The organism is Brevundimonas mediterranea, assembly GCF_011064825.1.
Taxonomy (GTDB): Bacteria; Pseudomonadota; Alphaproteobacteria; order Caulobacterales; family Caulobacteraceae; genus Brevundimonas; species Brevundimonas mediterranea_A.
Genome location: NZ_CP048751.1, coordinates 1,779,765 through 1,800,658, shown reverse-complemented (window position 1 = coordinate 1,800,658; position 20,894 = coordinate 1,779,765). Strand labels below are relative to the sequence as shown.

The window sequence follows — 20,894 nt, the reverse complement described above, 5'->3', positions numbered from 1 at the left end:
GAAACAGGCTCAGGAAGACGACATGACCGCCCTCATCCTCCATGGCGGCGCCGGCGCCCGGCGCGAACGCAACTATGACGCCGAGGTCGCGCACATGCGCCAGGTGGTCGAGGCCATGAAGGCGCGGCTGGACGTGGGCGACAGCGCCCTGGACGTCGCCGTGGCGGCCGTGACCATGCTCGAGGATTCCGGCCTCTATGTCGCCGGCAAGGGCGCCTCTCCCAATCTGGCCGGCGCCTATGAGCTGGACGCCAGCCTGATGGACGGATCGACCAAGCGCGCCGGGTCGGTCGCCGCCCTGCAAGGCTTCCGCAACCCCGTCGTCGCCGCCCGCGCCGTCATGGACCGCACGCCCCACGTCATGCTGGTCGGCGAGGGCGCGGCCCTGTTCGCGCACGATCAGGGGCTGGAGCCCATCGTCGACGAGGCCGCCTGGTACACCGGCGCCGGCCAGGGCGAGGACAATCATCCGCCCGGAACCCTAAGCCACGGCACGGTCGGCGCCTGCGTGCTGGACAGCCGGGGCCGCCTCGCCGCCGCCACCTCGACCGCCGGGGTCTTCGGCAAGATGCCGGGCCGCGTCGGCGACACCCCCATCCCCGCCGCCGGAACCTGGGCCGACGGCCACGCCGCGACCTCCTGCACCGGCCAGGGCGAATATTTCATCCGCGTCGCCGCCGCCGCCCAGGTCGCCTGGCGCGTCGCCGCCGGCCAGACCCTGGCCGCCGCCACCCAGGCCGTGATCGACGAGATCGGCGGGATGGGGGGCGACGGCGGAATGATCGCCCTCGACGCCGCCGGAAACATCGCCTGCCCTTTCAACAGCCAGGGCATGAAGCGCGCCTGGCTGACGTCCGCCGGCGATATCGGCGTCGAGGTGTTCGGACGCTGAAGATTACAGCTCTGTAAGGTGCGTTGCGGGCAATCGCTGATACGGTCCAGCCGCCCGGCGTTCCGGGCCTTGGAGAGCCGCATGAAATTCCGCCTGTCCCTTACCGTCGCCGCCTCGGCCCTGCTGCTGGGGCTGGCCGCCCCCGCCTTCGCCGCCCCGGCCCCCGCGCCCGCCGCTGTCCAAGCCGCCCAGGGCGTGGTCGTGCCGCCGCTTGGCTTCGCCAAGCGCGTGCTGCCGAACGGGCTTGAGGTCTATACGGCGCGCGACGCCGACACCTCGAACGTGACGGTCCAGGTCTGGTACAAGGTGGGGTCCAAGGACGATCCCGCCGGCCGCTCGGGCTTCGCCCACCTGTTCGAACACCTGATGTTCAAGGCGACGAAGAACCTGCCGCCCGAGACCTTCGACCGGCTGACCGAGGACGTGGGCGGGTCGAACAACGCCTTCACCGCCGACGACACCACCGCCTATTTCGAGACCGTCCCCGCCAACCACCTGCAGCGGATGCTGTTCGCCGAGGCCGAGCGGATGGGCTCCCTGGTCGTGGACGAGCCGACCTTCGTCGCCGAGCGCGACGTGGTGAAGGAGGAATACCGCCAGCGCATTCTGGCCAATCCCTACGGCCGGCTGTTCGGCCTGTTCGTGCCCGAGACCCTGTATCAGGAGAGCCCCTATCGCCGCGCCGGCATCGGCTCGATCGAGGAGCTCGAGGCCTCGTCCCTGGACGACGTGCTGCGCTTCCACGCCACCTATTACCGGCCCGACAACGCCTATCTGATCGTGGCGGGCAATTTCGACCAGGCCCAGTTGGACCGCTGGATCGACCAGTATTTCGCCCCGCTGAAGAACCCGACCACGCCGCTGCCGGCCAATAATGTCGTCGAGCCCGAGCCGACCGGCCCGCGCGACGCCACCTATTATGCGCCCAACGTGCCCCTGCCCACCGCCGTCGTCGGCTGGCCGACGGTCAAATACGCCGACGCCGACCGGGCCGCCCTGACCGTGCTGGACGGCATCCTGTCCACCGGCGAGTCGAGCCGCCTGTACCGGTCGCTGGTCTATGATCAGCAGATCGCCGCCCAGATCGGCTCGACCCCCGACTTCGCCCAGCAGGCCGGCAATCTGACCGCCCTGGCCATCATGGCCCAGGGCCATACGGCCGAAGAGGGCGTGGCCGCCCTGAACGCCGAGATCGCCAAGCTGCGCGACGCCCCCGTCACCGCCGCCGAACTGACCGAGGCCAAGAACGAGATCGTCGCCGACGCCCTGCGCAGCCGCGAGACGGTGGACGACCGCGCCACCGCGCTCGGTTTCGCCCTGATCAACACCGGCGACGCCGCTGCCGCCGACCGCGAGATCGCCCAGATCCAGGCCGTCACGGTCGCCGACATCCAGCGCGTGGCGCGCAAATATCTGACGCCGCAGCGCCAGGCGACGATCCGCTACCTGGCCGCCGACGAGCAGAACCCGCCCTCGGTTCAGAAGATGAACGTCGACGCCCCGGTCAAGGTCGCCGACCTGGCGCCGGCCGGGACCCCCGCCCTCCTGCTGCCCGAGGCCCAGCGCACGCCCCTGCCGCAGCCGGGAGCCGAAGTGGCCCCGGCCACGCCCAGCGTCGCCGACTTCCGTCTCGACAACGGCCTGCGCGTCCTGGTCGCCCCGACCGACGGCCTGCCGCTGGTGTCGGCCCGTCTAAGCTTCGACGCCGGCTCGGCCGACGATCCGGCGGGCAAGGCCGGGATCGCCGCCATGACCGCCGCCCTGCTGACCCAGGGCACCAAGACCAGGACGGCGCCCGAGATCGCGACCCAGATCGAACAACTGGGCGCCTCGGTCGGCGCCGGCGCCGGCGTGGACTTCACCAATGTCTACGCCAACGCCCCGGCCAACGCCTTCCCGGCGACAGTCGCCCTGATGGCCGATCTGGTGAAGAACCCGGTCTTCGCCGCCGAGGAGCTTGAGCGTCAGCAGGCCCAGGCCCTGGACGGCCTGCGCGTCGCGCTCAGCCAGCCGAGTTCCATCGCCAGCATGACCGTGGGCCGCGTCATCTATGGCGACGCCCCCTATGGCGCGACGCTCACGCCACAGACGGTGCCGGCCATCACCCCCGCCGACGTCGCCGCCTTCCACGCCGCCCGCTATCGGCCGTCGGACGCCACCCTGGTCTTCTCGGGCGACATCACCCCCGCCGCCGCCCGCACCCTGGCGCAACAGGCGTTCGGCGACTGGCGCCCGGCCGGGACGGCGCCCGCCGGCGCCGCCAATCCCGCAGGTCAGGCTCTGGCCCCGCGCATCGTGGTGGTGAACCAGCCGGGCGCCGGTCAGGCCGCCGTCACCGCCGCCATCCGCGGCGTGTCGCGCACCGACGCCGACTATTTCCCGCTGACGGTGGGCAACACCCTGCTGGGCGGCGGCTTCTCGTCGCGGCTGAACCAGGAAATCCGCATCAAGCGCGGCCTGTCCTACGGCGCCGGATCCTCGCTGGGCGTCCGCGCCGACGCGGGTCTCTTCACCGCCTCAGCCCAGACCAAGAACGAGACCGCCGACGAGGTCGCCGACCTGATCCTGGCCGAGATCGCCAAACTGGGCGCCGAAACCCCGACCCAGACCGACCTGGCCCCGCGCCGGGCCACCCTGATCGGCGGCTTCGGCCGCTCGCTGGAGACGGTCGACGGCCTGGGCGCCCTGGTCGCCAACCTGGCCCTGTACGACCTGCCGATGAGCGATCTGGCCGACTACGCCGGCCGCGTCCGCGCCGTGACGCCGGAACAGGTCCAGGCCGCCTTCGCCGACCACCTGCCGGTCAATCGCGCCAGCCTGGTGATCGTCGGCGACGGTTCGCTGTTCCTCGACGCCCTGCGCGCCAAACACCCGAACCTGGAGGTCATCGAGGCCGGGGACCTGAACCTGAACAGCGGCGCGCTGAAATAAAGGCGGCCATCTAGACCCCGTCATCCTCGGGCTTGTCCCGAGGATGACGGGTTAACGGCCCGCCTCAAACCGACAGACACACCACCTGCGCCACGCGCAGGTCCCGCCGCAGGGCATCCGCCACCCGGCCATAGTTGTCGATGGTCACCGGCTCGCCCAGCGCCACCTCGTCCGCGCGCTGTTCGCCGCGAATGGCGGGAGCGAAGGATTCCGGCGCCGTGGTGTAGATTCGCCCCCGGCGCGGGGCCTCGGCGATAGTGACCCCCAGGACGCGGCCGCGTCCATCCATCACCGGCGCGCCCGACAGACCCGACAGGGTGCCCTCCAGTCCGTCGGTGCGTCCGACCTCGGCCCAGGCCAGGACCGGCTCGTCACGGGCGCCGCGCCCGAACACCTTCAGGGTCTCGCGACCCAGCAGGCGCGAGGTCACCTCGCCGGCCCGCCCTTGGGGGAAGCCGGGATGAAAGGCGCGCTGGCCCTTGCGCAGCGGCGTCTGGGCGGCGACCGGCAGGGCGGGCGGGCCGCCGTCGGTAATGAGCAGCGCCACGTCGGCGCGGGGCGCCAGGCGCACGTCGGCGGCCACGGCCCGGCCGCCGCCGATCACCAGGGCCGGGCGACGACAGCCCTCGACCACATGGCGGGCGGTGATCCAGCGGCCGCGCCCGGCGATGGAAAAGGCGGTGCCGGAGCGGGGCCTGAACGGCGTGTCCGGCGCGTCCAGGGTGACGGCCGCATCGAAGGGGGTGACGGGTCCCAGCAGGGCGCCCTCGATCTCGTCCGGCGGCGGCGGCGCGGGCGGAGCGTCGGCGTTCTCGCGCCGGCCCAGCGACACGGCCAGCAGCACGCCCGCGACCGCGCTGTAGATGGCCCAGTCCGGCAGGCGGGGGAATTGCATGGGTCAGCCCGCCGATCAGCCGGTCAGGGCGGCGGACAGGATCACGGCCGTGGCGAGCTTGGCCCCCACCAGGACCACGGCGGCCGAGACCTCGCCGTCCTTGATCCGCTGCGGCAGGCCGTGCAGCATCAGGTCCACGACCCGGAAGGCCAGAAGTTGCAGCACCAGGGTCGCCACCCCCCAGATGGTGATGTCCCGAACCGAGGTCGAGACCGACAGGGACACCGCCAGCGGAATGGCCAGACCAACCAATATCCCGGCGAAGGCCACGGCGGCGGCCGGATTGCCCTCGCGGATCAGGGCGATCTCCTTCCACGGCGTCAGCATGGCGTAGATCGCCGCCCCCGCTGCGAGCAGCAGCAGGGTGACGGCCAGGTGCATGACCATGACCGGAAAGCCCGAGGCGAAAGCCTGCACCTCGGCGCTGGACAGAACGTCGGACAGTGATGGGTCCATATCCACACGCCTTGCCCGATTGCCGCCCCAATCCGCAAGCGCGGCGAAGCAACACCTTGTGACGAAAGATTACAGACCGTCGTCCTTCGGCGTGTTCGCTCGCGCCTTGGCCAGGGCCGCGCTCTCGCGTTTCAGCGGCTTGGCGACCGGGCAGACCTCCTGGACATAGCCGTTCAGGGTGTTGGTCAGTTGGTCGGGCGCCAGGCTGTAGTGAACGTACTGGCCCTTCTTTTCGCTGGTCACCAGACCCGCGACCTCCAGCACCGACAGATGCTGGGACACCGCCGGCTTGGAGATCTCGAACTTGGCCGCGATCTCGCCAGCGGTCAGGTCCGCGTGGGCAAGATAGGCTAGGATTTTGCGACGGACGGGACTGGAAAGGGCTTCGAACACGCGTTGCATAGGGCGGTATTTAAGCGATTTGCTAACCGCTTGCCAGTGACTCATTTCGGTGTTTAAGTGATTACCTAACTACCTACCGGGAGGCGCGACATGCACCACCATGATCCCTGCGCCGTGAACAGCCTGGTCGCGACACCCGGCTGCAGCCCGACCGAGGGTCGGGTGGTCTGGGACCCGCTTCATTCGCTGTGGAACGGCGGCATGCTCGCGGCCACCCTGATCTTCGGCGCCATGACCTTCAGCCTGGCCGCTGTCGCGGCCTTCGTGGTCACGACGGGGGCGACCCTGCTGCTGGGCCATTCGGTCGGATTCCATCGCCGGCTGATCCACGGCAGCTTCGAATGCCCGCTGTGGCTCGAGCGGGTTTTGGTCTGGTTCGGGACCTTGGTCGGCATGAGCGGTCCCTTCTGGATGATCCGCAGCCACGACATGCGCGACTGGGCCCAGCGCCAGACCGCCTGCCACGACTATCTGGCCCACCGGCGGCCTATGGCGGTCGACGCCTGGTGGCAGATGCACTGCCGGCTGGTGCTGGAACGACCGCCGCGTTTCGATCTGGGCCGGATCGGCTGCGATCCCTTCTATCGGTTCCTGGAACGGACCTGGATGCTGCAACAGCTTCCTGTCGCAGCGGCGCTGTGGCTGATGGGCGGCTGGGGCTTCGTGGTCTGGGGCGTCTGCGCCCGGGTCTCGGCCAGCGTCATCGGCCATTGGTTCGTCGGCCATCTGGCCCACCGTCGAGGCCCGCAGACTTGGCTGGTGCGCGAGGCGGGCGTCCAGGCCCATGACGTGCCCTGGGCCGCCATCCCGACCATGGGGGAGGCCTGGCACAACAACCACCACGCCTATCCGGGCTCGGCGAAGATCGGCCTCTATCCCGGCCAGAGCGACTGGGGGTTCCGGTTCATCCAGTTGCTGGAACGGCTGGGTCTGGCCTGGGACGTGCGGACGCCGGCGACGATGACGGAGCGGGCGGCTCAGTTAGGGCGAGCTTCGGCATGAACCGCGAGCGCATTCCCTTCGACCATCTGTTTCGCGCCTTAATCTTCGGAGCGGTCGCGGGCGGAGCCAGCTTTTCGGGTCAACTCGTTTTTTTGGCCATGTGGGATCAGCTTTCAGCAACGGACTATCCGACACACCTCTTCGCTTGGCTGATTGGGATAATCCTCGTCTTCAGCGTGGCTACGCCCGTCTTTCTCATCGGCATCGTGATGGTGGGCTGGCCAGCCTGGGCCATGACGCACAGAATGGGGCTGCGCTCGCCTTTGGTCGGGGCCGTGATTGGCGCGCCCAGCGCGAGTCTGGCCCAGTGGATTCTCTGGCCTATCGTTCCGCCATACCTGCTCATTTTTCCCGGCGCGGCCGCAGGCTATGTCGCTTGGTGGATGGTCTACAATCGTCCGTTCAGGCCGCTTCCGCCCCCGCCGCCTGCTCCGCCTTCCTGAGCGCGCTCGCCCGCACCTTCTCGCTCTCGGACTTCAGCTGGCCGCAGGCGGCCAGGATGTCGCGGCCGCGCGGCGTGCGGATGGGGCTGGCGTAGCCGGCCTTGTTCAGGATGGCGGCGAAACGCTCGATCGTCTTCCAGTCCGAGCATTCGTATTCGACGCCCGGCCAGGGGTTGAACGGAATCAGGTTGATCTTGGCCGGAATGCCCTCGATCAGCTTCAGCAAGGCCCGCGCCTCTTCGGGACTGTCGTTGACGCCCTTCAGCATGACGTATTCGAACGTCACCCGCCGCGCGTTCGACAGGCCCGGATAGGCCCGGATGCCCGCCATCAGCTGGTCCAGCGGATATTTCTTGTTCAGCGGCACCAGGACATCGCGCAGGGCGTCGTTGGTGGCGTGCAGGCTGATGGCCAGCATGGCCGCCGTGCGCGTGCCAAGGGCGTCGAGCTGCGGCGCCACGCCCGAGGTCGAGACCGTGATCCGCCGACGCGACAGGGCGATGCCCTCATTGTCCGAGATGATGTCGATGGCGTCGGCGACATGGTCCAGATTGTAGAGCGGCTCGCCCATGCCCATGAAGACGATGTTGGACAGGCGGCGGTCTTCTTTCGGAGACGGCCATTCCTCCAGGTCGTCGCGGGCGACCTGGACCTGGGCCACGATCTCGGCGGCGGTCAGGTTGCGGACCAGCTTCTGCGTGCCGGTGTGGCAGAAGGTGCAGTTCAGGGTGCAGCCGACCTGGCTGGACACGCACAGGGCGCCGGCCCGGCCCACGTCGGGGATATAGACGGTCTCGATCTCGATGCCCGGGGCGGTGCGGATCAGCCATTTGCGGGTGCCGTCCTTCGACACCTGGCGTTCGACGATCTCGGGCCGGGCCAGGGTGAAATGCTCGGCCAGCTTGGCCTGCATGTCCTTGGCCACATTGCTCATGGCCGAAAACTCGGTGACGCCGTAGTGGTGGATCCAGCTCCACACCTGGCTGGCGCGCATCTTGGCCTTTTCGGGCGGACAGACGTTCGCGTCGATCAGCGCCTGGCGCAGGCCCGCGCGCGTCAGACCGGACAGGTTGACGGGGGCCTTCAAAGCGGGCGCGTTGGAGACACGGGAAAGATCGAGCGTGATGCTCAAGGCGGCGATCCTGGATGCGGTTTAGCCGGCCTATATAGCACGAACCCCGGCAATTGCATGGCCGGGCGGTTCCCGACCCGACTAGAGCCCCACGTCCCACACCCCAGCATCGCGCATCCGGGTCAGTTTCGCCTCTTCCGCCCGGCCGCCCATTTCCTGGGCCATGCAGCGCACGGCGGTGGAGACTGTGGTCTTGTGCACGCCAGGGATCAGGGCATGGGCGAAGGCGGCGCCGGCCAGCCGCAGCAGGCGGAAACCGAAGACGGCCGAGGCGGCCATATGCTGGAGATAGGTCTCGCCGACCTGGCGGGGGTGCTCGCGGAACAGGCGGTCGAACGCCGTCGAACCCGAGCGGGCGCGGTCGATCGTCGTCTGGCTCATGCGGCGGCTCCGGGTGTTCGCGAACGCCGATGGTCATGTGGGAGCGGGCCTGACGCAAGCCTTGTTTTGCAACCGCCCGAAACAAGCCGCCGCCGAGCCCATCGTCATGCGCGAGAACTCGGGCTAGAGTCGCGTCTCGATCAAGGAAATCTCGATGACGCTTCGCTCCACGGCCGCCTCGACCCTCGCTCTTGCGGCCGCTCTGCTGGCCTTCGCCGGTCCGGTCCTTGCGCAGTCTCCGGCGCAGTCCGGCCCCAGCTATCTTCCCTATGACGCCCGGCGCGGAGTCTTCAGTTTCGCCGCCGGCCTGGAGGCCTCCCTGCCCGCCGTGGTCCAGGTGACGACCCTGGGCCAGTCGCGCGGCCCCAGCTCGGACGCCGACGATCCCAAACCCTACGCCTCGGGCTCGGGCGTCATCGTCGACGCGGCCCAGGGCATATTGATCACCAACAACCACGTGGTCGAGAACGGGCGGAAATTCACCGTCGACCTGACCGACGGCCGCCTGTTCGACGCCGTCCTGGTCGGGGCGGACAAGGCCACCGACATCGCCGTGCTGAAGATCGTGCCCGACGGCCGGCCGCTGAACCTGAAACAGGTCCAGACGGTCGATTCCGACACCCTGCGGACCGGCGACCTGGCCTTTGCGGTCGGATATCCGCTGGGCCTGGACCAGACCCTGACCATGGGGGTCATTTCGGGCCTGAACCGTTCGGGCCTGGGCGACGCCGTCGAGGACTATATCCAGACCGACGCGGCCGTGAACTCGGGCAATTCGGGCGGGCCGCTGCTGGACAGCCGGGGGCGGCTGATCGGGATCAACACCTCGATCCTGTCGGGCGGCATGGGCGGGGGCAATGACGGCATCGCCTTCGCCGTGCCCACGCGGATCATGCTGTATGTCGCCGACCAGCTGCGCGCCCACGGCGAGGTCAAGCGCGGCGAGACCGGGGCCATCTTCGCCTCCCTGACCGCCGAACGCGCCCGCGAGATGCGGCTGGGCATCGTGCGCGGGGCCGTGGTCGCCGACGTGGCCCCCGGCTCGCCGGCCGAACGGGCAGGCCTGCGCGACGACGACGTCGTCACCCGCATCCAGGGCCGGCCGGTGGCCAACGCCGGGTCGGTCAACGCCACGGTCGGCGTCGCCGCGCCGGGGTCCAGCCTGAACGTGGTCTATCTGCGCGCCGGGCACGAGGCCACGACCGCCCTGACGGTTGCGACCCCCGTCGAGGGCGCGGTCCATATCGGCGCGGACCGGGTGCTGGCTTACGGCGCCACCCTGCGCGACCTCGATGGCGAGGTTCAGGTCGTCGCTGTCGAGGGCGGCTCGGCGGCGGCCCAGGGCGAACTGATCGCCGGCGACATCATTACTTCAGTCGGGGGTGCCCCGGTCGCAGACGCCCGCGCGGCGGCCGAGGCCCTGCGCGGATCGGCGGGCGCGACCGCGGTCGAGGCGCGCCGCAATGGCGATACGGTGACGGTGAACCTGGAAATCCCTCTTACGGCCTGAGGGCGCGGCCTAAAGGCTTCGGGTCGGGCGCCGACCGTGGCGCATCCGACCCGAGCCTGGCTCCAGAAAGAAACACCCGCCTTGCCTGGGAGGGGGAGGGGATCGGCAAGGCGGGCGCTCGCTTGGAGGAAGCATCGGCCGCCGGAGCCCTTTGTGGAAACATCCAGGGGGCTGGGGGGGCTGTTCAGGATCCGGACGCTTCCGAACTCCGACGAGCCGATGATCGGTATCTCGCCTTCCAAACGGGCGGGCGAAGGACCGAAACAGGGCCATTTGGTGTCGCGGGCGTTTTCTTCCCCGCCAGACCCCTCTGGCGCCGCTCGCCGGGGCGACTAAGTTCAGACCATGAGCATGACCCCGCACGAGGCCCAGCCCCAATCCGGCACGGTCTTCTTTGAACGGCGCGAGCTGGACCTGATCCTGCGGGTCTATGGCCGCATGGTCGCCCAGGGGGAATGGCGCGACTACGCCATGGTCGGCCACAAGGACTTCGCCGAGGTCGCCGTCTTCCGCCGGTCGGGCGACGCCCCCTTCTACCGCATCGAGAAACGCCCGGCGCTCCAGGTGCGCCAGGGCCAGTGGGCGATCATCGGCGAAGGCGGCCAGATCCTCAAACGCGGCCGCGACCTGGCCCAAGTCCTGCGGGTGTTCGACGGCCGGAAGTTCCAGGTGGTGGATTAAGACGGGCCTATTTCTTCGACGGCCGCGAGACGGCCCCGTACTCCATGACGACTATCAACTGCGGGCGTCGACGCCCGCCCGAAACGACTAGGGGTTTCAGGACGAAATCCACTCGACTCGCGGAATCATAAGAAGGTGAGTTGAGACCCGCCATGAAGAAGTACCGCCCGTCGGGTATCTTCGGAAAGCTGAACACGCCGCCGGAACCGCATTCGACATCTTGGACATAGGCTGGGCTTTCCGGCCAAGCCCAGCGATGCAGCCCCGGAACGCCGCTTCGCCACTCGCCGCCGGGCTCCAGCGCAAAGCCAAATCGATGTTCCAGAACCCAGCGATGATGCGGCGTGTCTGGGATCAGTCTGGCGGACAGCCCCTCGCAGGTCAGAGTTTCCGGCTCCACCGGCCGAGAGCCGTCCGGCGTCGCAACGATTGTAGGAGTCTTCACCTCGACATTGCCCGAAAGTGGAAATCCCTCGCGTTCGAACCAGGATTGCTCGACGGCCCCCGCATGCAAACGTTGCGAAACTTCTCGTTCCTCATTGGCCCTCTGAATGGCGGCCAATGTCAGGCACCCCCCGAGCGACGACGTCATGAGCAAGCTTGCGACAAGCCCAGCCAAGCACCGTCCGCGTTTCCACATCGCTCACCCCCATTTGGTCGAGCCAAGGCGTAAACACTATGCCGCAAAAAGAAAGGGCCCCGCGAGGGGCCCTTTCCGCATCCGTCTTGCGACAGGTCTTAGTTCCGGTTGCCGCCCATGAAGGCCAGCAGGAATTGGAACAGGTTCACGAAGTTGATGAACAGGCTCAGGGCGCCGAAGCCCGTGGCCACGCCCATGGCGTTCTGGTCGCCGCCCAGGGCGTAGTAGGTCATCTTCAGACGCTGGGTGTCATAGGCGATCAGACCCGCGAAGATCAGCACGCCCAGGCCCGAGATGATCAGGTACAGGGTCCCCGACTGCATGAACATGTTGACGATCATCGCGACGATCAGGCCGATCACGCCGAAGATCAGGAAGGTGCCCATGGCCGTCAGGTCCTTCTTGGTGGTGTAACCCACCAGGCTCAGACCGCCGAAGGCCGCCGCCGTGACCAGGAAGGTCGAGGCCAGCGAGGCGCCGGTATAGCGCAGGAACAGGACGCCCAGGCCCGCGCCGATCGAGGCGACCACGGCCCAGTACAGCAGATTCACACCCTTCGCCGTCGGGTTCTTCATGAAGAACATCGAGCCGAACAGCAGCACCAGGGGCGAGAACTGGACGATCATGCCCAGCATGGTCAGGCCGACGCGGCCGTCCGGCGTCACGCCGAACAGCAGTTGCTGCACCGCCGGCACATTGCCGGTGACATAGGCCAGGGCCGCCGCGACCACGAGGCCCAGGGCCAGCTTGTTGTAGACGCCCAGCATGAAGCCGCGCAGGCCGGCGTCCACCGACATGTCGGCCGTCTGCGGCAGGGGGCGGGCGTAGCCGTTGTTGAAATCGCTCATGGCGACGTGCTTTCTCCGATTGGCCGGAGAGACTTCTCCGATCACAGGGCTCGAATATCGTGAGCCACAGGCTCCACTGCAAGGAAAACCGGACTTGGAGGGCGCGGTTCCTGCCGCTACCTTCGGTCGCATGTTGCGCCTGTTCACCGCCCTGACCCTGCCGCCGGACGTCGAGGAGACGCTGAAACGCCGCCAGTCGGGCCTTCCGGGCGCGCGCTGGCGACCCCTGGACGCCCTGCACGTCACCCTGGCCTTCTACGGCGAGACCGACGAGCGCCGGGCTGACGACCTGGCCTCCGAACTGGCCCGCGTCGCCGGAGGCCCCTTCGAGATCGTGTTGAAGGGCGTCGGCGCCTTCGGCGACGATCACCGCAGCCACACCCTCTGGGCCGGGGTCGAGACGCCCAACGAAAGGCTGGCCGTCCTGGCGGGCCGCTGCAAGAAGGCCGGCGAACGCGCGGGCCTGAGGCTGGAGGCCCGCGACTACCGCCCGCACGTCACCCTGGCCTATCTGAAGCCCCAGACGAACCCGGACCGGATCGGCGCCTGGATGGCGGGCCACAATCTGCTGCACTCGCCGCCCATCCGCATCGACCGCTTCGGCCTCTATTCCAGCGTCCTGACCGGCGACGGCAGCCAGTATGCGCTGGAGCGGGAGTATCTGCTGTGACCTACGCCGTTCCGCCGCACGTGACCCTGGGTCCGACGCTGGAGACGGCGCGGCTTATCCTGCGTCCGCCGGCGGTCGAGGATTTTCCGCGCTGGGCCGAATTCATGGCCGATGAGGAGACCGCCCGTTTCATCGGCGGCGTCCAGTCCCCGCCCCAGGTCTGGCGCACCCTCTGCGCCGTCGCCGGCATGTGGGCCCTGACGGGCGAGGGCATGTTCTCCATCCTGGAAAAATCGACCGGTCTATGGGTCGGACGGATCGGCCCCCTCCACCCCTATGGCTGGCCGGGCCGCGAGGTGGGCTGGAGCCTGCACCGCGACGCCACCGGCAAGGGCTATGCGGTCGAGGCCGCAGCCGCGACGATGGACTACGCGTTCGACGTGCTGGGCTGGGACGACGTGATCCACTGTATCGATCCCGACAACCTGCCCTCGGCCCGGGTGGCGACGCGGCTGGGCTCGATCAATCGCGGACGCGGCCAGTTGCCCGAGCCGATGCAGGATCATGTCATCGACCTGTGGGGTCAGACGCGCGCCGACTGGGCCGTCAATCGGGCGCGCCTGAACCCCTGACGGCAACCGAAGGCCGGCTTGCAACGTATCCGTTTTTCAAACCCGAACGAGGATACGCCCGATGATCCGCGCCGCCCAGATTACCGCCTCCCTCGTCGCCGCCGCCCTGATCGCCCTGCCCTCCGCCGCCCTGGCCCAGTCGCGGGCCGTCGATCTGGACCGGTTCGACGGCCGCTGGTTCGAGATCGAGCGCAGCCATAACGACGTCCAGAAGGACTGCAGCCGGGCCCAGATCGACTTCACGCGTCAGGATCGACCCGACCGCTACGGCATCGTCGTCACCTGCACCCGCCGCGCCGACGGGCGCAACGAGGTGCTGCGCGCCAACGCCCGCATCGCCGACACCACGACCAACGCCAAATTCCGCTTCACCCTGCCCGGCCTGCTCAGCTTCGGCGGTCTGGCGGGCCAGAACTACTGGGTCTGGGACCATGATCCGGAATACAGCTGGGCCATCCTGGCCCTGCCGAACAAGTCCGACTGGTGGATCTGGCATCGCGACCAGAGCGTCTCCGCGGCGGAACGCAGCCGCCTGATGGCCCGCGCCCGCGCCCTGGGCCTGGACATGAGCCGGGTGGTCAGCACGGGGCGCTGAGAGGCCCGGATCGAGGTCGCAACACGCCGCGCTCGCCCGCCCCCAAGCCTTAAGGCCGTATTATCCCCCTGGTCCGCACGACTACTGAATAGTCAAGCTGGACGAACGCAGTTACCCGTGACATCGCCCTCAACCACGGAGCGATCATCGTGACCGACTGCTGCGCCCACAACACCCCCAACCTGTCGCGCCGGAGCGCCTTCGGTCTGATCGCCCTGGGCGGCGGCGTCAGCCTGCTGTCCACCCTGGCGCCCGGCGTCGCCCGGGCGCGGGGCCACACCGAAATCCTGCTGCTGACCTGCATGGACTATCGCCTGACCGATGACACCATCGCCTATATGGAAGGCCACGGTCTCCATGACAAATACGACCACGTCGTCCTGGCCGGCGCCTCGCTGGGCGCTCTGACCGACAAATTCCCCAGCTGGGGCGAGACCTTCTGGACCCACATGGACGTCGCCATCGACCTCCACCACATCCACAAGGTCATGGTGATCGACCACCGCGACTGCGGCGCCTACAAGGTCCTTCTGGGCGCCGAGACCGTCGATACGCCCGACAAGGAACTGGCGGTCCACACTCAGCAGCTTCACGCCCTGCGCGACGCGATCAAGCAGCGCCACCCCCACGTGGAGGTCGAGCTGGCCCTGATGGATCTGGACGGCGAGGTCGAGGAGATCGCCTGAGGCGCATCCCCTCCCAGGAGCCCATCCATAATCCTGAGCCCGATCGGGGCCGCCGGACGATCCGCTGCTTGCGTCCGGAACGTATCCGGAACATAAATCCGGCATGGCCGCCACCGCAGTCTCGCTCGAACTGGTCTTCAGTCGGCCGGAAACCACCCTGTCGGTCACGCGGGGGACGGCGCGGCTGATGCTGGACATGGGCTATGCGCCCCTGCTCGAGGTCTGCCTGCCCAATGGACGGCGGGCCGACGTCATGGCGGTCGGGCCGAAGGGCGACATCGTCATCTGCGAGGTCAAGTCAGGGGTGGAGGACTATCGCCTCGACCGCAAATGGCAGGAATACGGGCCGTTCTGCGACGCCCTCTATTTTGCGGTCGCGCCGGAGTTTCCGCAGGACATCCTGCCGGAGGCGCCCGGGCTTATCGTGGCCGACGGCTTCGGCGGGGCTGTCGTGCGGACGGCGCCGGTCAGTCCGCTGGCGCCGGCGCGACGCAAGGCCCTGACCCTGGCCTTCGCGCGGCTGGGGGCGATGCGGACGATGCGGGATTAAATCAGAGGCGGCGGAAGACGGCGGAGGCGAAACCTTCGGCCGTCAGGCGCGCCTCGACCTCGGCCAGGGCCTCGATCACGACCCCGCCCTTGTCTCCGGTGGAATGGATGATCCGTTCGGCGTCGATCATCAGGGCCGAATGGCCGGTCCAGTCCTGATCGCCGCCGGGCGCCAGCCAGACCACGATGTCGCCGCGCAGGTGCGGGCCGGCGGGGGCCGCCTGGCCCAGTTCGGCCTGGGCGTCGGAGCGACGCGGACCGGGCAGGCCGCAGGCCAGCAAGGCCTGCTGCACCAGGCCGGAACAGTCGGTGGAGACGGAGGAGCGGGCGCCCAACTCGTGCGGCCGGCCCAGCAGGCGTTCGGCCACGGCGGCCAGGTCGCGTTCGAAATCGCCGACGGGTTGCAGATCCGTCTCGGCCAGGCCCTCGGCCGTCTCGACCACCAGGGCGTTCAGCGGCAAGGCGGCGTCCACGGCGGCGACGCGGCGGGTCGGCAGGGGCGCCCCGGCCGACAGACTGTCCAGCACCACCCAGCCGACCACGCCGTCACGGCGCGCCCGGCCCCAGGCCCGACCGTTGGCCCGGTCCAGAACGTCGAAGATCTCGCCGTGCAGCAGCTGGTCGATGCGGGCGTCGCGGTCCGACAGGATGTCGGCCACGGCGACGCGGCAATGCATGGGCTCGGTCTTGCGATAGGCGGACGCGCGCACCAGCCCTTCCAGCGCCTGTTCGGCGAGGTCGGGGCGAGCGAGGCGGTCGCCGGTCGGAAGAAGGTCGAGGACGTCGGTCAAACGTGGACTCGCATGGTTGAACCCAAACCCTATCGTCAGATGCCGAAGGGGCCGTTAACAGCCGTCTTTTTTCTGAAAGAAATCAACAGAACCGCGTTTTCAAATAGTGGAAACAAGCCCTTAGGGCCTGGGCCTCGCCGCCTTCGGGATAGCCGGGCCGGGCGCGGGGGTTCCAGGCGAAGATGTCCATATGCGCCCATGCGCCGGTGGTCGGGGCGAAGCGCTGCAGGAACAGGGCGGCCGTCACCGACCCCGCCTGGGCCCAGGCCGAGGAGTCGTTCTTCAGGTCGGCGATCTCGGTGTCCAGAGCGCTGCGATAGCCGGCCCACAGCGGCATCCGCCACAGGGGGTCGCGCACCGCGGTCCCCGCCGCCAGCAGGCCCTCGGCCAGGGCGTCGTCGTCGGTATAGAGGGGCGGCAGGTCCGGCCCCAGGGCGATCCGCGCCGCCCCGGTCAGGGTGGCGAAGTCCAGGGTCACGTCGGGCTCATGCTCGCCCGCCCGCGTCAGGGCGTCGGCCAGGATCAGCCGCCCCTCCGCATCGGTGTTGCCGATCTCGATCGTCAGCCCCTTGCGGCTGTTGAGTATGTCGCCCGGCCGGAAGGCGTCGGCCGAGACGGCGTTCTCCACCGCCGCCACGATGACCACCAGCCGCACCGGCAGATCCGCCTGCATGACCAGCCGCCCCAGGGCCAGGGCGTGGGCCGATCCGCCCATGTCCTTCTTCATGTTCCGCATCCCGGCGGCGGGTTTCAGATCCAGCCCCCCGGTGTCGAACACCACCCCCTTGCCGACCAGGGCCACCAGCGGCAGGTCGGTCTGGTCCAGCTTCCAGCCGATCTCGATCAGGCGCGGGGCCCGGTGCGGCGCGGCGGCCCGGCCGACGGCGTGGACGGCGGGATAGTTCGCCTCCAGCAGGGCGTCGCCCTCGGTCACCGTGATCGCGGCCCCGGCGCTCTCGGCGATCTCGCGGGCGATGGTCTCGATCTGCAACGGTCCCATGTCGGCGGCAGGCGTATCGACCATCTCGCGCGCCAGGGCGCAGGCGGCGACGATCCGCGTGGTCTCGGCGACGTCCAGACCCTCGGGCGCGACCAGCCGGACCGGCGTCTTGTCCGGCCGGGCCTTGTAGCGGTCGAAGACATAGGCCCCCAGCAGGAAGGCCTGGGCGGCGGCCTGGGCCTGATGCGGCTCGGTCTCCAGACGATAGAGGCCGCCGGGCAGGCGGGCGGACAGGCCCCGCGCCGCCATCGGATCGAAGACCGGACCCGTTCCGACCAGGACCTGGCCGATCCCGTCGCCCTGGGGCGCGATCAGAAGCTGACCCGGCTTGCCCTCGAACCCGTGCAGATCGGCCCAGGGGCGCACGGCGCCGTCCAGCGCCTGATCCGGACCGACGAAGCGGATCGGCACGGCGTCTGCGCCGTCTTGTGCGGCGACCAGCAGGGGATGGAATACGGACATGACGGGCCTTCTTAACCAACAGTTGACGCGAACCGGCGAGTCTGGGGGCGACCGAGGACCGTCAGGACTCCACCCATGTCGCCCATGCCCGCCCTTCTCGCAACCGCCGCCCTGCTCAGCCTGTCGGCCGCGCCGGCGCTTGCGGCCGATCCCGCCCCCGCCCAACAGGGCCGCGCCCCGGCCCCGGCCGAGACCCGCGCCGCCTATGAGCGGATGGACGCCCTGTCGCGCTCGGTCTTCTGGGCCGGGGAGCAGGAGATCAATCCGGCCGATCCCGTGGCCGGGGTGAAACTGGCCCAGGCCCTGCGCGAAATGGGGCGGTACGACCAGGCGGTCCAGACCGCCGAGGGGGTGCTGACCGTCCAGCCGGCCAATCTCGACGCCCTGCTGGAGCTGGGTCGCGCCCATATCGCCCGAGGCCAGGCCTTCTATGGCGTCGCTCCGCTGGAGAAGGCGCGCGACCTGGCGCCGCACGACTGGCGGGCCTATTCGCTGCTGGGCGTGGCCTATGAACAGGTGCGCCGGTTCGACGACGCCCACGCCGCCTGGAACCAGGCCCTGGTCCTGTCGCCCGACAATCCCGACGTCCTGACCAACGCCGCCACGGCCGCCCTGACGCGCGGCGACGCGCCGGGCGCCGAGACCCTGTTGCGGCGTGCGGCGGCCCAGCCCGCCGCCTCCAGCCGGGTGCGCCAGAACCTGGCCATGGTGGTGGGCCTTCAGGGCAAGATGGGCGAGGCCGAACAGATCCTGCGCCGCGAACTGCCGCCCGAACAGGCCGAACAGAGCCTGCAATGGCTGCAGGCGCGCAATTCCGCCGGCGGCGCGGCGTCCTCGGGCGGGACGACGCCGGACACGGCCCGGACCTGGAGTTCGCTTCAGGGCGGTTGAGCCGCGATTTCAGACTCACAAAAACATAGTCTGAATTGTCTGAATCGTCTGAAATCTCCCTCATCCGAACTCTGGCCGCCCCTGCGGCGATCACACCCCATCCAGGATCGCACGGATCGGAAGACCGACAGGTCGATGGCCGCGAGATTTCGTCAAGCCGTTGAAAACACAGGCGGCGAACCAGCGTCATTATGGGGGCTGGGCGGCGTCCGGTTGCCCCCGGTCCAGACCCGTGCTGGATAGACGCATGGCTTCTCCCCACACGCCCAAGACCTATCAAGCCTTCCTGTTCGACCTGGACGGCACCCTGATCAGTTCGACCGCCGCCGCCGAACGGGTCTGGACCCGCTGGGCCGAGCGGCACGGCCTGGACGTGGCGCGTTTCATTCCCACCATCCACGGCGTGCGCGCGCCCGACACCATCCGCCGCCAGAACCTGCCGGACATCGACCTTGCCGAGGAGGCCGCCTGGGTCGAGCGCGGCGAGATCGAGGATGTGGACGGGGTCGTCCCCATTCCCGGCGCCCTGGATTTCCTCAAACGCCTGCCGCCCGACCGCTGGGCCGTGGTCACCTCGGCCAGCGTGCCCCTGGCCTGCGCCCGCATGGCCGCCGCCGGGGTCGAACCGCCCGCCGTCATGATCACCGCCGAACGGGTGGACCGCGGCAAGCCGGACCCCTCGGGTTATCTGCTGGCGGCCCAAACCCTGGGCGTCGATATCAAGGACTGTCTGGTGTTCGAGGACGCCGAGGCCGGGATCACGGCCGGCGAGGCCGCGGGCGCGGACGTCGTGGTCATCACCGCCGCCTGGACCCATCCGCTGGAGACGCCGCACCCGACACTGGCGGACTACGCCCAGGCGCGGCTGGAGGTGGAGGCCGACGGGGCGCTTGGGTTCTCGATCGAGACCTGAGCATTCCGGGTCAGGCTCGGCCGCCCCTCTTCCCTTATCTCCAGCCGTGCCAGGGAGGTGCGGATGAGCCGAAGCGTCATCGACAACTATCATGCGCGGATGCGCCGGGTTCTGATCTTCATCGACCAAAACCTGGAGGCGGATCTGAACGTGGAGCTGCTGAGCGACGTGTCCGCCTTTTCCAGACACCATTTCCAGCGGCAGTTCTCTTCGCTGTTCGGGATCAGCGTCGGTCGGTACGTCCAACTGAAGCGGATGAAGCGCGCCTCCTACCGCCTGGCCTTTCGTGACGGGGCCAGCGTGCTGGAGATCGCGCTCGACAGCGGGTTCGAGGGGCCGGAGGCGTTCAGCCGCGCCTTCCGACGTCATTTCGACCAGAGCCCGACCGAGTTCCGAAGAGCGCCCCGCTGGACGCCCTGGCTTGCGGCCCAGACGCCGCTCACCCAAGCCCGGAGCCAGACCATGACACCCACCACACCCACCGAAGCCGAGGTTCGCATTCTCGACTTCCCGGAAACCGCCGTCGGCCTGCTGACGCACAGCGGCGATCCCGCCCACATCGGCGACACGATCCGTCGTTTCATCGCCTGGCGGAAGGCGGCGGGCCTGCCGCCGAAGATCAGCGCCACCTTCAACATCTTCCATACGGAGCCCGAGGATGACGACGCCGCGCCCCATCGCATCGATCTGTGCGCCGCCACCCCGCGCGCGATCCTGCCGAACGCGGCGGGCGTGGTCGCCGGCGTCATCCCCGCCGGACGCTGTGCGGTGCTGCGACAGGTCGGCGGCGGCGACGATCTGAGCGCCTCGGCCGCCTGGCTTTATGGGCAGTGGCTGCCGCGCAGCGGACACGAGCTTTGCGACTTCCCCCTGTTCGCCCAACGCGTCAGCTTCTTCCCCGACGTGCCGGAGCATGAGGCCGTCACGGACATCTTCCTGCCGATCCAGTCGTAGGCCGCCGTTCTCCCTCTCCCCTGCAGGGGAGAGGGAGGTTTCACGGGCGCGGTTGTCGTCCTATGTTCGCACCATGATCGACGATCTCTACAGCGCGCGCATCCTGATGCTGGCGGCGAACCTGCCCCATTCGGGGCGGCTGGCGTCGCCGGACGGGACCGGTGAGCGGGTGGCCAAACTGTGCGGGTCGCGGGCGACGGTGGATGTGACGCTGGACGACCAGGGCCGGGTCATCGACTTCGCCCAGGACGTCAAGGCCTGCGCCCTGGGCCAGGCGGCCGCCGGGGTGCTGGGCCAGGCCGTGATCGGGGCTGCGGCCGCAGAGATCGCCGAGGCGCGCGACGCCTTGTCGGCCATGCTGAAATCCGGCGGCGAAGGCCCCATCGGCCGGTTCGAGGATCTGCGGGTGCTGAGGCCCGTCGCCGACTATCCGGCGCGTCACGCCTCCACCCTGGTGGCGGTCGAGGCGACGCTGGAGGCCGTGAACCAGGCCCTGGCGGAACGAACTCGTCTCGCCGGCGCGGCCTGACGGGCTCTCAGCGGTTGATCCCCCTGCGATGACAGGGGATAAGCGCGGCGAACCCATCCAGCCCCCGGC

At 69.0% G+C, this 20,894-nt stretch carries 24 protein-coding genes; 15 read left to right on the top strand and 9 right to left on the bottom strand.

Translation table 11 applies throughout. The annotated features are described in order from the left end of the window. The first annotated feature begins 22 nt into the window (after nt 1-22). Nucleotides 23-892 (top strand): isoaspartyl peptidase/L-asparaginase family protein, encoded by an 870-nt coding sequence (locus tag GYM46_RS08785; protein ID WP_008261662.1) that lies wholly within the window; start codon nt 23-25, stop codon nt 890-892. An 81-nt stretch (nt 893-973) separates the two neighbouring features. Continuing rightward, nucleotides 974-3,823 carry a M16 family metallopeptidase gene (locus GYM46_RS08780; protein ID WP_008261314.1) on the top strand — a complete coding sequence of 950 codons (2,850 nt, stop codon included), beginning with the start codon at nt 974-976 and terminating at the stop codon, nt 3,821-3,823. Between the two features lie 64 nt (nt 3,824-3,887). Here GYM46_RS08780 and GYM46_RS08775 read toward each other — a convergent pair whose 3' ends face one another. The 3 genes from GYM46_RS08775 to GYM46_RS08765 all read right to left on the bottom strand — a co-directional run bounded on the left by GYM46_RS08775 (nt 3,888) and on the right by GYM46_RS08765 (nt 5,576). Further along, nucleotides 3,888-4,718 (bottom strand): S1 family peptidase, encoded by an 831-nt coding sequence (locus GYM46_RS08775; protein ID WP_008264237.1) that lies wholly within the window; start codon nt 4,716-4,718, stop codon nt 3,888-3,890. Nucleotides 4,719-4,733: 15 nt separating this feature from the next. After that, nucleotides 4,734-5,174 (bottom strand): DUF350 domain-containing protein, encoded by a 441-nt coding sequence (locus tag GYM46_RS08770; protein WP_008263805.1) that lies wholly within the window; start codon nt 5,172-5,174, stop codon nt 4,734-4,736. 69 nt (nt 5,175-5,243) lie between these two features. Further along, nucleotides 5,244-5,576: a metalloregulator ArsR/SmtB family transcription factor gene (locus GYM46_RS08765; protein ID WP_008263381.1), complete on the bottom strand. Its 333-nt coding sequence runs from the start codon at nt 5,574-5,576 to the stop codon at nt 5,244-5,246. 90 nt (nt 5,577-5,666) lie between these two features. Here GYM46_RS08765 and GYM46_RS08760 point away from each other — a divergent pair, with 90 nt between their 5' ends. Together GYM46_RS08760 and GYM46_RS08755 are read left to right on the top strand one after the other, a co-directional pair. Further along, nucleotides 5,667-6,578: an acyl-CoA desaturase gene (locus GYM46_RS08760; RefSeq protein WP_008260768.1), complete on the top strand. Its 912-nt coding sequence runs from the start codon at nt 5,667-5,669 to the stop codon at nt 6,576-6,578. Next, nucleotides 6,575-7,021: a hypothetical protein gene (locus GYM46_RS08755; protein WP_040349827.1), complete on the top strand. Its 447-nt coding sequence runs from the start codon at nt 6,575-6,577 to the stop codon at nt 7,019-7,021. Before GYM46_RS08760 ends, GYM46_RS08755 begins: the two co-directional genes overlap by 4 nt. Here GYM46_RS08755 and rlmN read toward each other — a convergent pair. Both rlmN and GYM46_RS08745 read right to left on the bottom strand, forming a co-directional pair. After that, nucleotides 6,981-8,153, bottom strand: coding sequence for a 23S rRNA (adenine(2503)-C(2))-methyltransferase RlmN (gene rlmN, locus GYM46_RS08750; protein WP_008259577.1), 1,173 nt, complete (start codon nt 8,151-8,153; stop codon nt 6,981-6,983). The genes GYM46_RS08755 and rlmN overlap by 41 nt on opposite strands. Before the next feature lie 81 nt (nt 8,154-8,234). Further along, nucleotides 8,235-8,534, bottom strand: coding sequence for a DUF6356 family protein (locus GYM46_RS08745; RefSeq protein ID WP_008263032.1), 300 nt, complete (start codon nt 8,532-8,534; stop codon nt 8,235-8,237). Between the two features lie 154 nt (nt 8,535-8,688). Here GYM46_RS08745 and GYM46_RS08740 point away from each other — a divergent pair, with 154 nt between their 5' ends. Next, nucleotides 8,689-10,044 carry a trypsin-like peptidase domain-containing protein gene (locus tag GYM46_RS08740; RefSeq protein WP_008264152.1) on the top strand — a complete coding sequence of 452 codons (1,356 nt, stop codon included), beginning with the start codon at nt 8,689-8,691 and terminating at the stop codon, nt 10,042-10,044. A gap of 345 nt (nt 10,045-10,389) precedes the next feature. Then, entirely contained in the window at nt 10,390-10,725 is a 336-nt protein-coding gene (locus tag GYM46_RS08735) for a DUF2794 domain-containing protein (RefSeq protein ID WP_008262258.1), read from the top strand. A gap of 7 nt (nt 10,726-10,732) precedes the next feature. On the opposite strand, the gene GYM46_RS08730 is transcribed toward GYM46_RS08735, so the two are convergent. Then, the gene (locus tag GYM46_RS08730) at nt 10,733-11,287 is read right to left on the bottom strand and encodes a hypothetical protein (protein WP_155988141.1); all 555 of its coding nucleotides are present in this window, start codon (nt 11,285-11,287) and stop codon (nt 10,733-10,735) included. A 176-nt stretch (nt 11,288-11,463) separates the two neighbouring features. Then, nucleotides 11,464-12,213 carry a Bax inhibitor-1/YccA family protein gene (locus tag GYM46_RS08725; RefSeq protein ID WP_008263679.1) on the bottom strand — a complete coding sequence of 250 codons (750 nt, stop codon included), beginning with the start codon at nt 12,211-12,213 and terminating at the stop codon, nt 11,464-11,466. A 130-nt stretch (nt 12,214-12,343) separates the two neighbouring features. Here GYM46_RS08725 and thpR point away from each other — a divergent pair, with 130 nt between their 5' ends. The 5 genes from thpR (at nt 12,344) to mmcB (ending at nt 15,286) form a co-directional block, all read left to right on the top strand. Further along, the gene (thpR, locus tag GYM46_RS08720; RefSeq protein ID WP_008264190.1) at nt 12,344-12,883 is read left to right on the top strand and encodes an RNA 2',3'-cyclic phosphodiesterase; all 540 of its coding nucleotides are present in this window, start codon (nt 12,344-12,346) and stop codon (nt 12,881-12,883) included. Further along, the gene (locus GYM46_RS08715) at nt 12,880-13,455 is read left to right on the top strand and encodes a GNAT family N-acetyltransferase (protein ID WP_008262253.1); all 576 of its coding nucleotides are present in this window, start codon (nt 12,880-12,882) and stop codon (nt 13,453-13,455) included. The genes thpR and GYM46_RS08715 overlap by 4 nt, the downstream gene beginning before the upstream one ends. 61 nt (nt 13,456-13,516) lie before the next feature. Next, a complete protein-coding gene (locus GYM46_RS08710; RefSeq protein WP_008261229.1) occupies nt 13,517-14,050 on the top strand; it encodes a lipocalin family protein in 534 nt (177 codons plus the stop codon). A gap of 149 nt (nt 14,051-14,199) precedes the next feature. Continuing rightward, nucleotides 14,200-14,736 carry a carbonic anhydrase gene (locus tag GYM46_RS08705; protein WP_008259173.1) on the top strand — a complete coding sequence of 179 codons (537 nt, stop codon included), beginning with the start codon at nt 14,200-14,202 and terminating at the stop codon, nt 14,734-14,736. A 103-nt stretch (nt 14,737-14,839) separates the two neighbouring features. Continuing rightward, complete coding sequence (gene mmcB / locus GYM46_RS08700; protein ID WP_008263341.1) at nt 14,840-15,286, top strand: DNA repair putative endonuclease MmcB; 447 nt, start codon at nt 14,840-14,842, stop codon at nt 15,284-15,286. Nucleotide 15,287: 1 nt separating this feature from the next. On the opposite strand, the gene GYM46_RS08695 is transcribed toward mmcB, so the two are convergent. Then, complete coding sequence (locus tag GYM46_RS08695; protein ID WP_008259698.1) at nt 15,288-16,076, bottom strand: C40 family peptidase; 789 nt, start codon at nt 16,074-16,076, stop codon at nt 15,288-15,290. Between the two features lie 82 nt (nt 16,077-16,158). Continuing rightward, nucleotides 16,159-17,538, bottom strand: a complete 1,380-nt coding sequence (locus GYM46_RS08690) for a leucyl aminopeptidase family protein (RefSeq protein ID WP_008259528.1) — start codon at nt 17,536-17,538, stop codon at nt 16,159-16,161. Nucleotides 17,539-17,613: 75 nt separating this feature from the next. On the opposite strand from GYM46_RS08690, the gene GYM46_RS08685 reads away from it, so the two are divergent. The 4 genes from GYM46_RS08685 to GYM46_RS08670 all read left to right on the top strand — a co-directional run bounded on the left by GYM46_RS08685 (nt 17,614) and on the right by GYM46_RS08670 (nt 20,825). Further along, nucleotides 17,614-18,429, top strand: a complete 816-nt coding sequence (locus GYM46_RS08685; protein WP_008260323.1) for a tetratricopeptide repeat protein — start codon at nt 17,614-17,616, stop codon at nt 18,427-18,429. Between the two features lie 247 nt (nt 18,430-18,676). After that, nucleotides 18,677-19,342 carry an HAD-IA family hydrolase gene (locus GYM46_RS08680; protein WP_008261702.1) on the top strand — a complete coding sequence of 222 codons (666 nt, stop codon included), beginning with the start codon at nt 18,677-18,679 and terminating at the stop codon, nt 19,340-19,342. 63 nt (nt 19,343-19,405) lie between these two features. After that, nucleotides 19,406-20,296: an AraC family transcriptional regulator gene (locus tag GYM46_RS08675; RefSeq protein ID WP_008259810.1), complete on the top strand. Its 891-nt coding sequence runs from the start codon at nt 19,406-19,408 to the stop codon at nt 20,294-20,296. Nucleotides 20,297-20,369: 73 nt separating this feature from the next. Next, the gene (locus GYM46_RS08670) at nt 20,370-20,825 is read left to right on the top strand and encodes an iron-sulfur cluster assembly scaffold protein (RefSeq protein ID WP_040350220.1); all 456 of its coding nucleotides are present in this window, start codon (nt 20,370-20,372) and stop codon (nt 20,823-20,825) included. The last annotated feature ends 69 nt before the right edge of the window (nt 20,826-20,894 follow it).

Bases quoted from the DNA above. Each gene is read 5' to 3' on its own strand.
- GYM46_RS08755 (WP_040349827.1), top strand. From the start codon at position 6,575: ATGAACCGCGAGCGCATTCCCTTCGACCATCTGTTTCGCGCCTTAATC.
- GYM46_RS08725 (WP_008263679.1), bottom strand. From the start codon at position 12,213: ATGAGCGATTTCAACAACGGCTACGCCCGCCCCCTGCCGCAGACGGCC.
- GYM46_RS08785 (WP_008261662.1), top strand. From the start codon at position 23: ATGACCGCCCTCATCCTCCATGGCGGCGCCGGCGCCCGGCGCGAACGC.
- GYM46_RS08760 (WP_008260768.1), top strand. From the start codon at position 5,667: ATGCACCACCATGATCCCTGCGCCGTGAACAGCCTGGTCGCGACACCC.
- GYM46_RS08685 (WP_008260323.1), top strand. From the start codon at position 17,614: ATGTCGCCCATGCCCGCCCTTCTCGCAACCGCCGCCCTGCTCAGCCTG.
- mmcB (WP_008263341.1), top strand. From the start codon at position 14,840: ATGGCCGCCACCGCAGTCTCGCTCGAACTGGTCTTCAGTCGGCCGGAA.
- GYM46_RS08775 (WP_008264237.1), bottom strand. From the start codon at position 4,718: ATGCAATTCCCCCGCCTGCCGGACTGGGCCATCTACAGCGCGGTCGCG.
- GYM46_RS08735 (WP_008262258.1), top strand. From the start codon at position 10,390: ATGAGCATGACCCCGCACGAGGCCCAGCCCCAATCCGGCACGGTCTTC.
- GYM46_RS08680 (WP_008261702.1), top strand. From the start codon at position 18,677: ATGGCTTCTCCCCACACGCCCAAGACCTATCAAGCCTTCCTGTTCGAC.
- GYM46_RS08770 (WP_008263805.1), bottom strand. From the start codon at position 5,174: ATGGACCCATCACTGTCCGACGTTCTGTCCAGCGCCGAGGTGCAGGCT.
- thpR (WP_008264190.1), top strand. From the start codon at position 12,344: ATGTTGCGCCTGTTCACCGCCCTGACCCTGCCGCCGGACGTCGAGGAG.
- GYM46_RS08710 (WP_008261229.1), top strand. From the start codon at position 13,517: ATGATCCGCGCCGCCCAGATTACCGCCTCCCTCGTCGCCGCCGCCCTG.
- GYM46_RS08675 (WP_008259810.1), top strand. From the start codon at position 19,406: ATGAGCCGAAGCGTCATCGACAACTATCATGCGCGGATGCGCCGGGTT.
- GYM46_RS08670 (WP_040350220.1), top strand. From the start codon at position 20,370: ATGATCGACGATCTCTACAGCGCGCGCATCCTGATGCTGGCGGCGAAC.
- GYM46_RS08690 (WP_008259528.1), bottom strand. From the start codon at position 17,538: ATGTCCGTATTCCATCCCCTGCTGGTCGCCGCACAAGACGGCGCAGAC.
- GYM46_RS08745 (WP_008263032.1), bottom strand. From the start codon at position 8,534: ATGAGCCAGACGACGATCGACCGCGCCCGCTCGGGTTCGACGGCGTTC.
- GYM46_RS08740 (WP_008264152.1), top strand. From the start codon at position 8,689: ATGACGCTTCGCTCCACGGCCGCCTCGACCCTCGCTCTTGCGGCCGCT.
- GYM46_RS08765 (WP_008263381.1), bottom strand. From the start codon at position 5,576: ATGCAACGCGTGTTCGAAGCCCTTTCCAGTCCCGTCCGTCGCAAAATC.
- GYM46_RS08780 (WP_008261314.1), top strand. From the start codon at position 974: ATGAAATTCCGCCTGTCCCTTACCGTCGCCGCCTCGGCCCTGCTGCTG.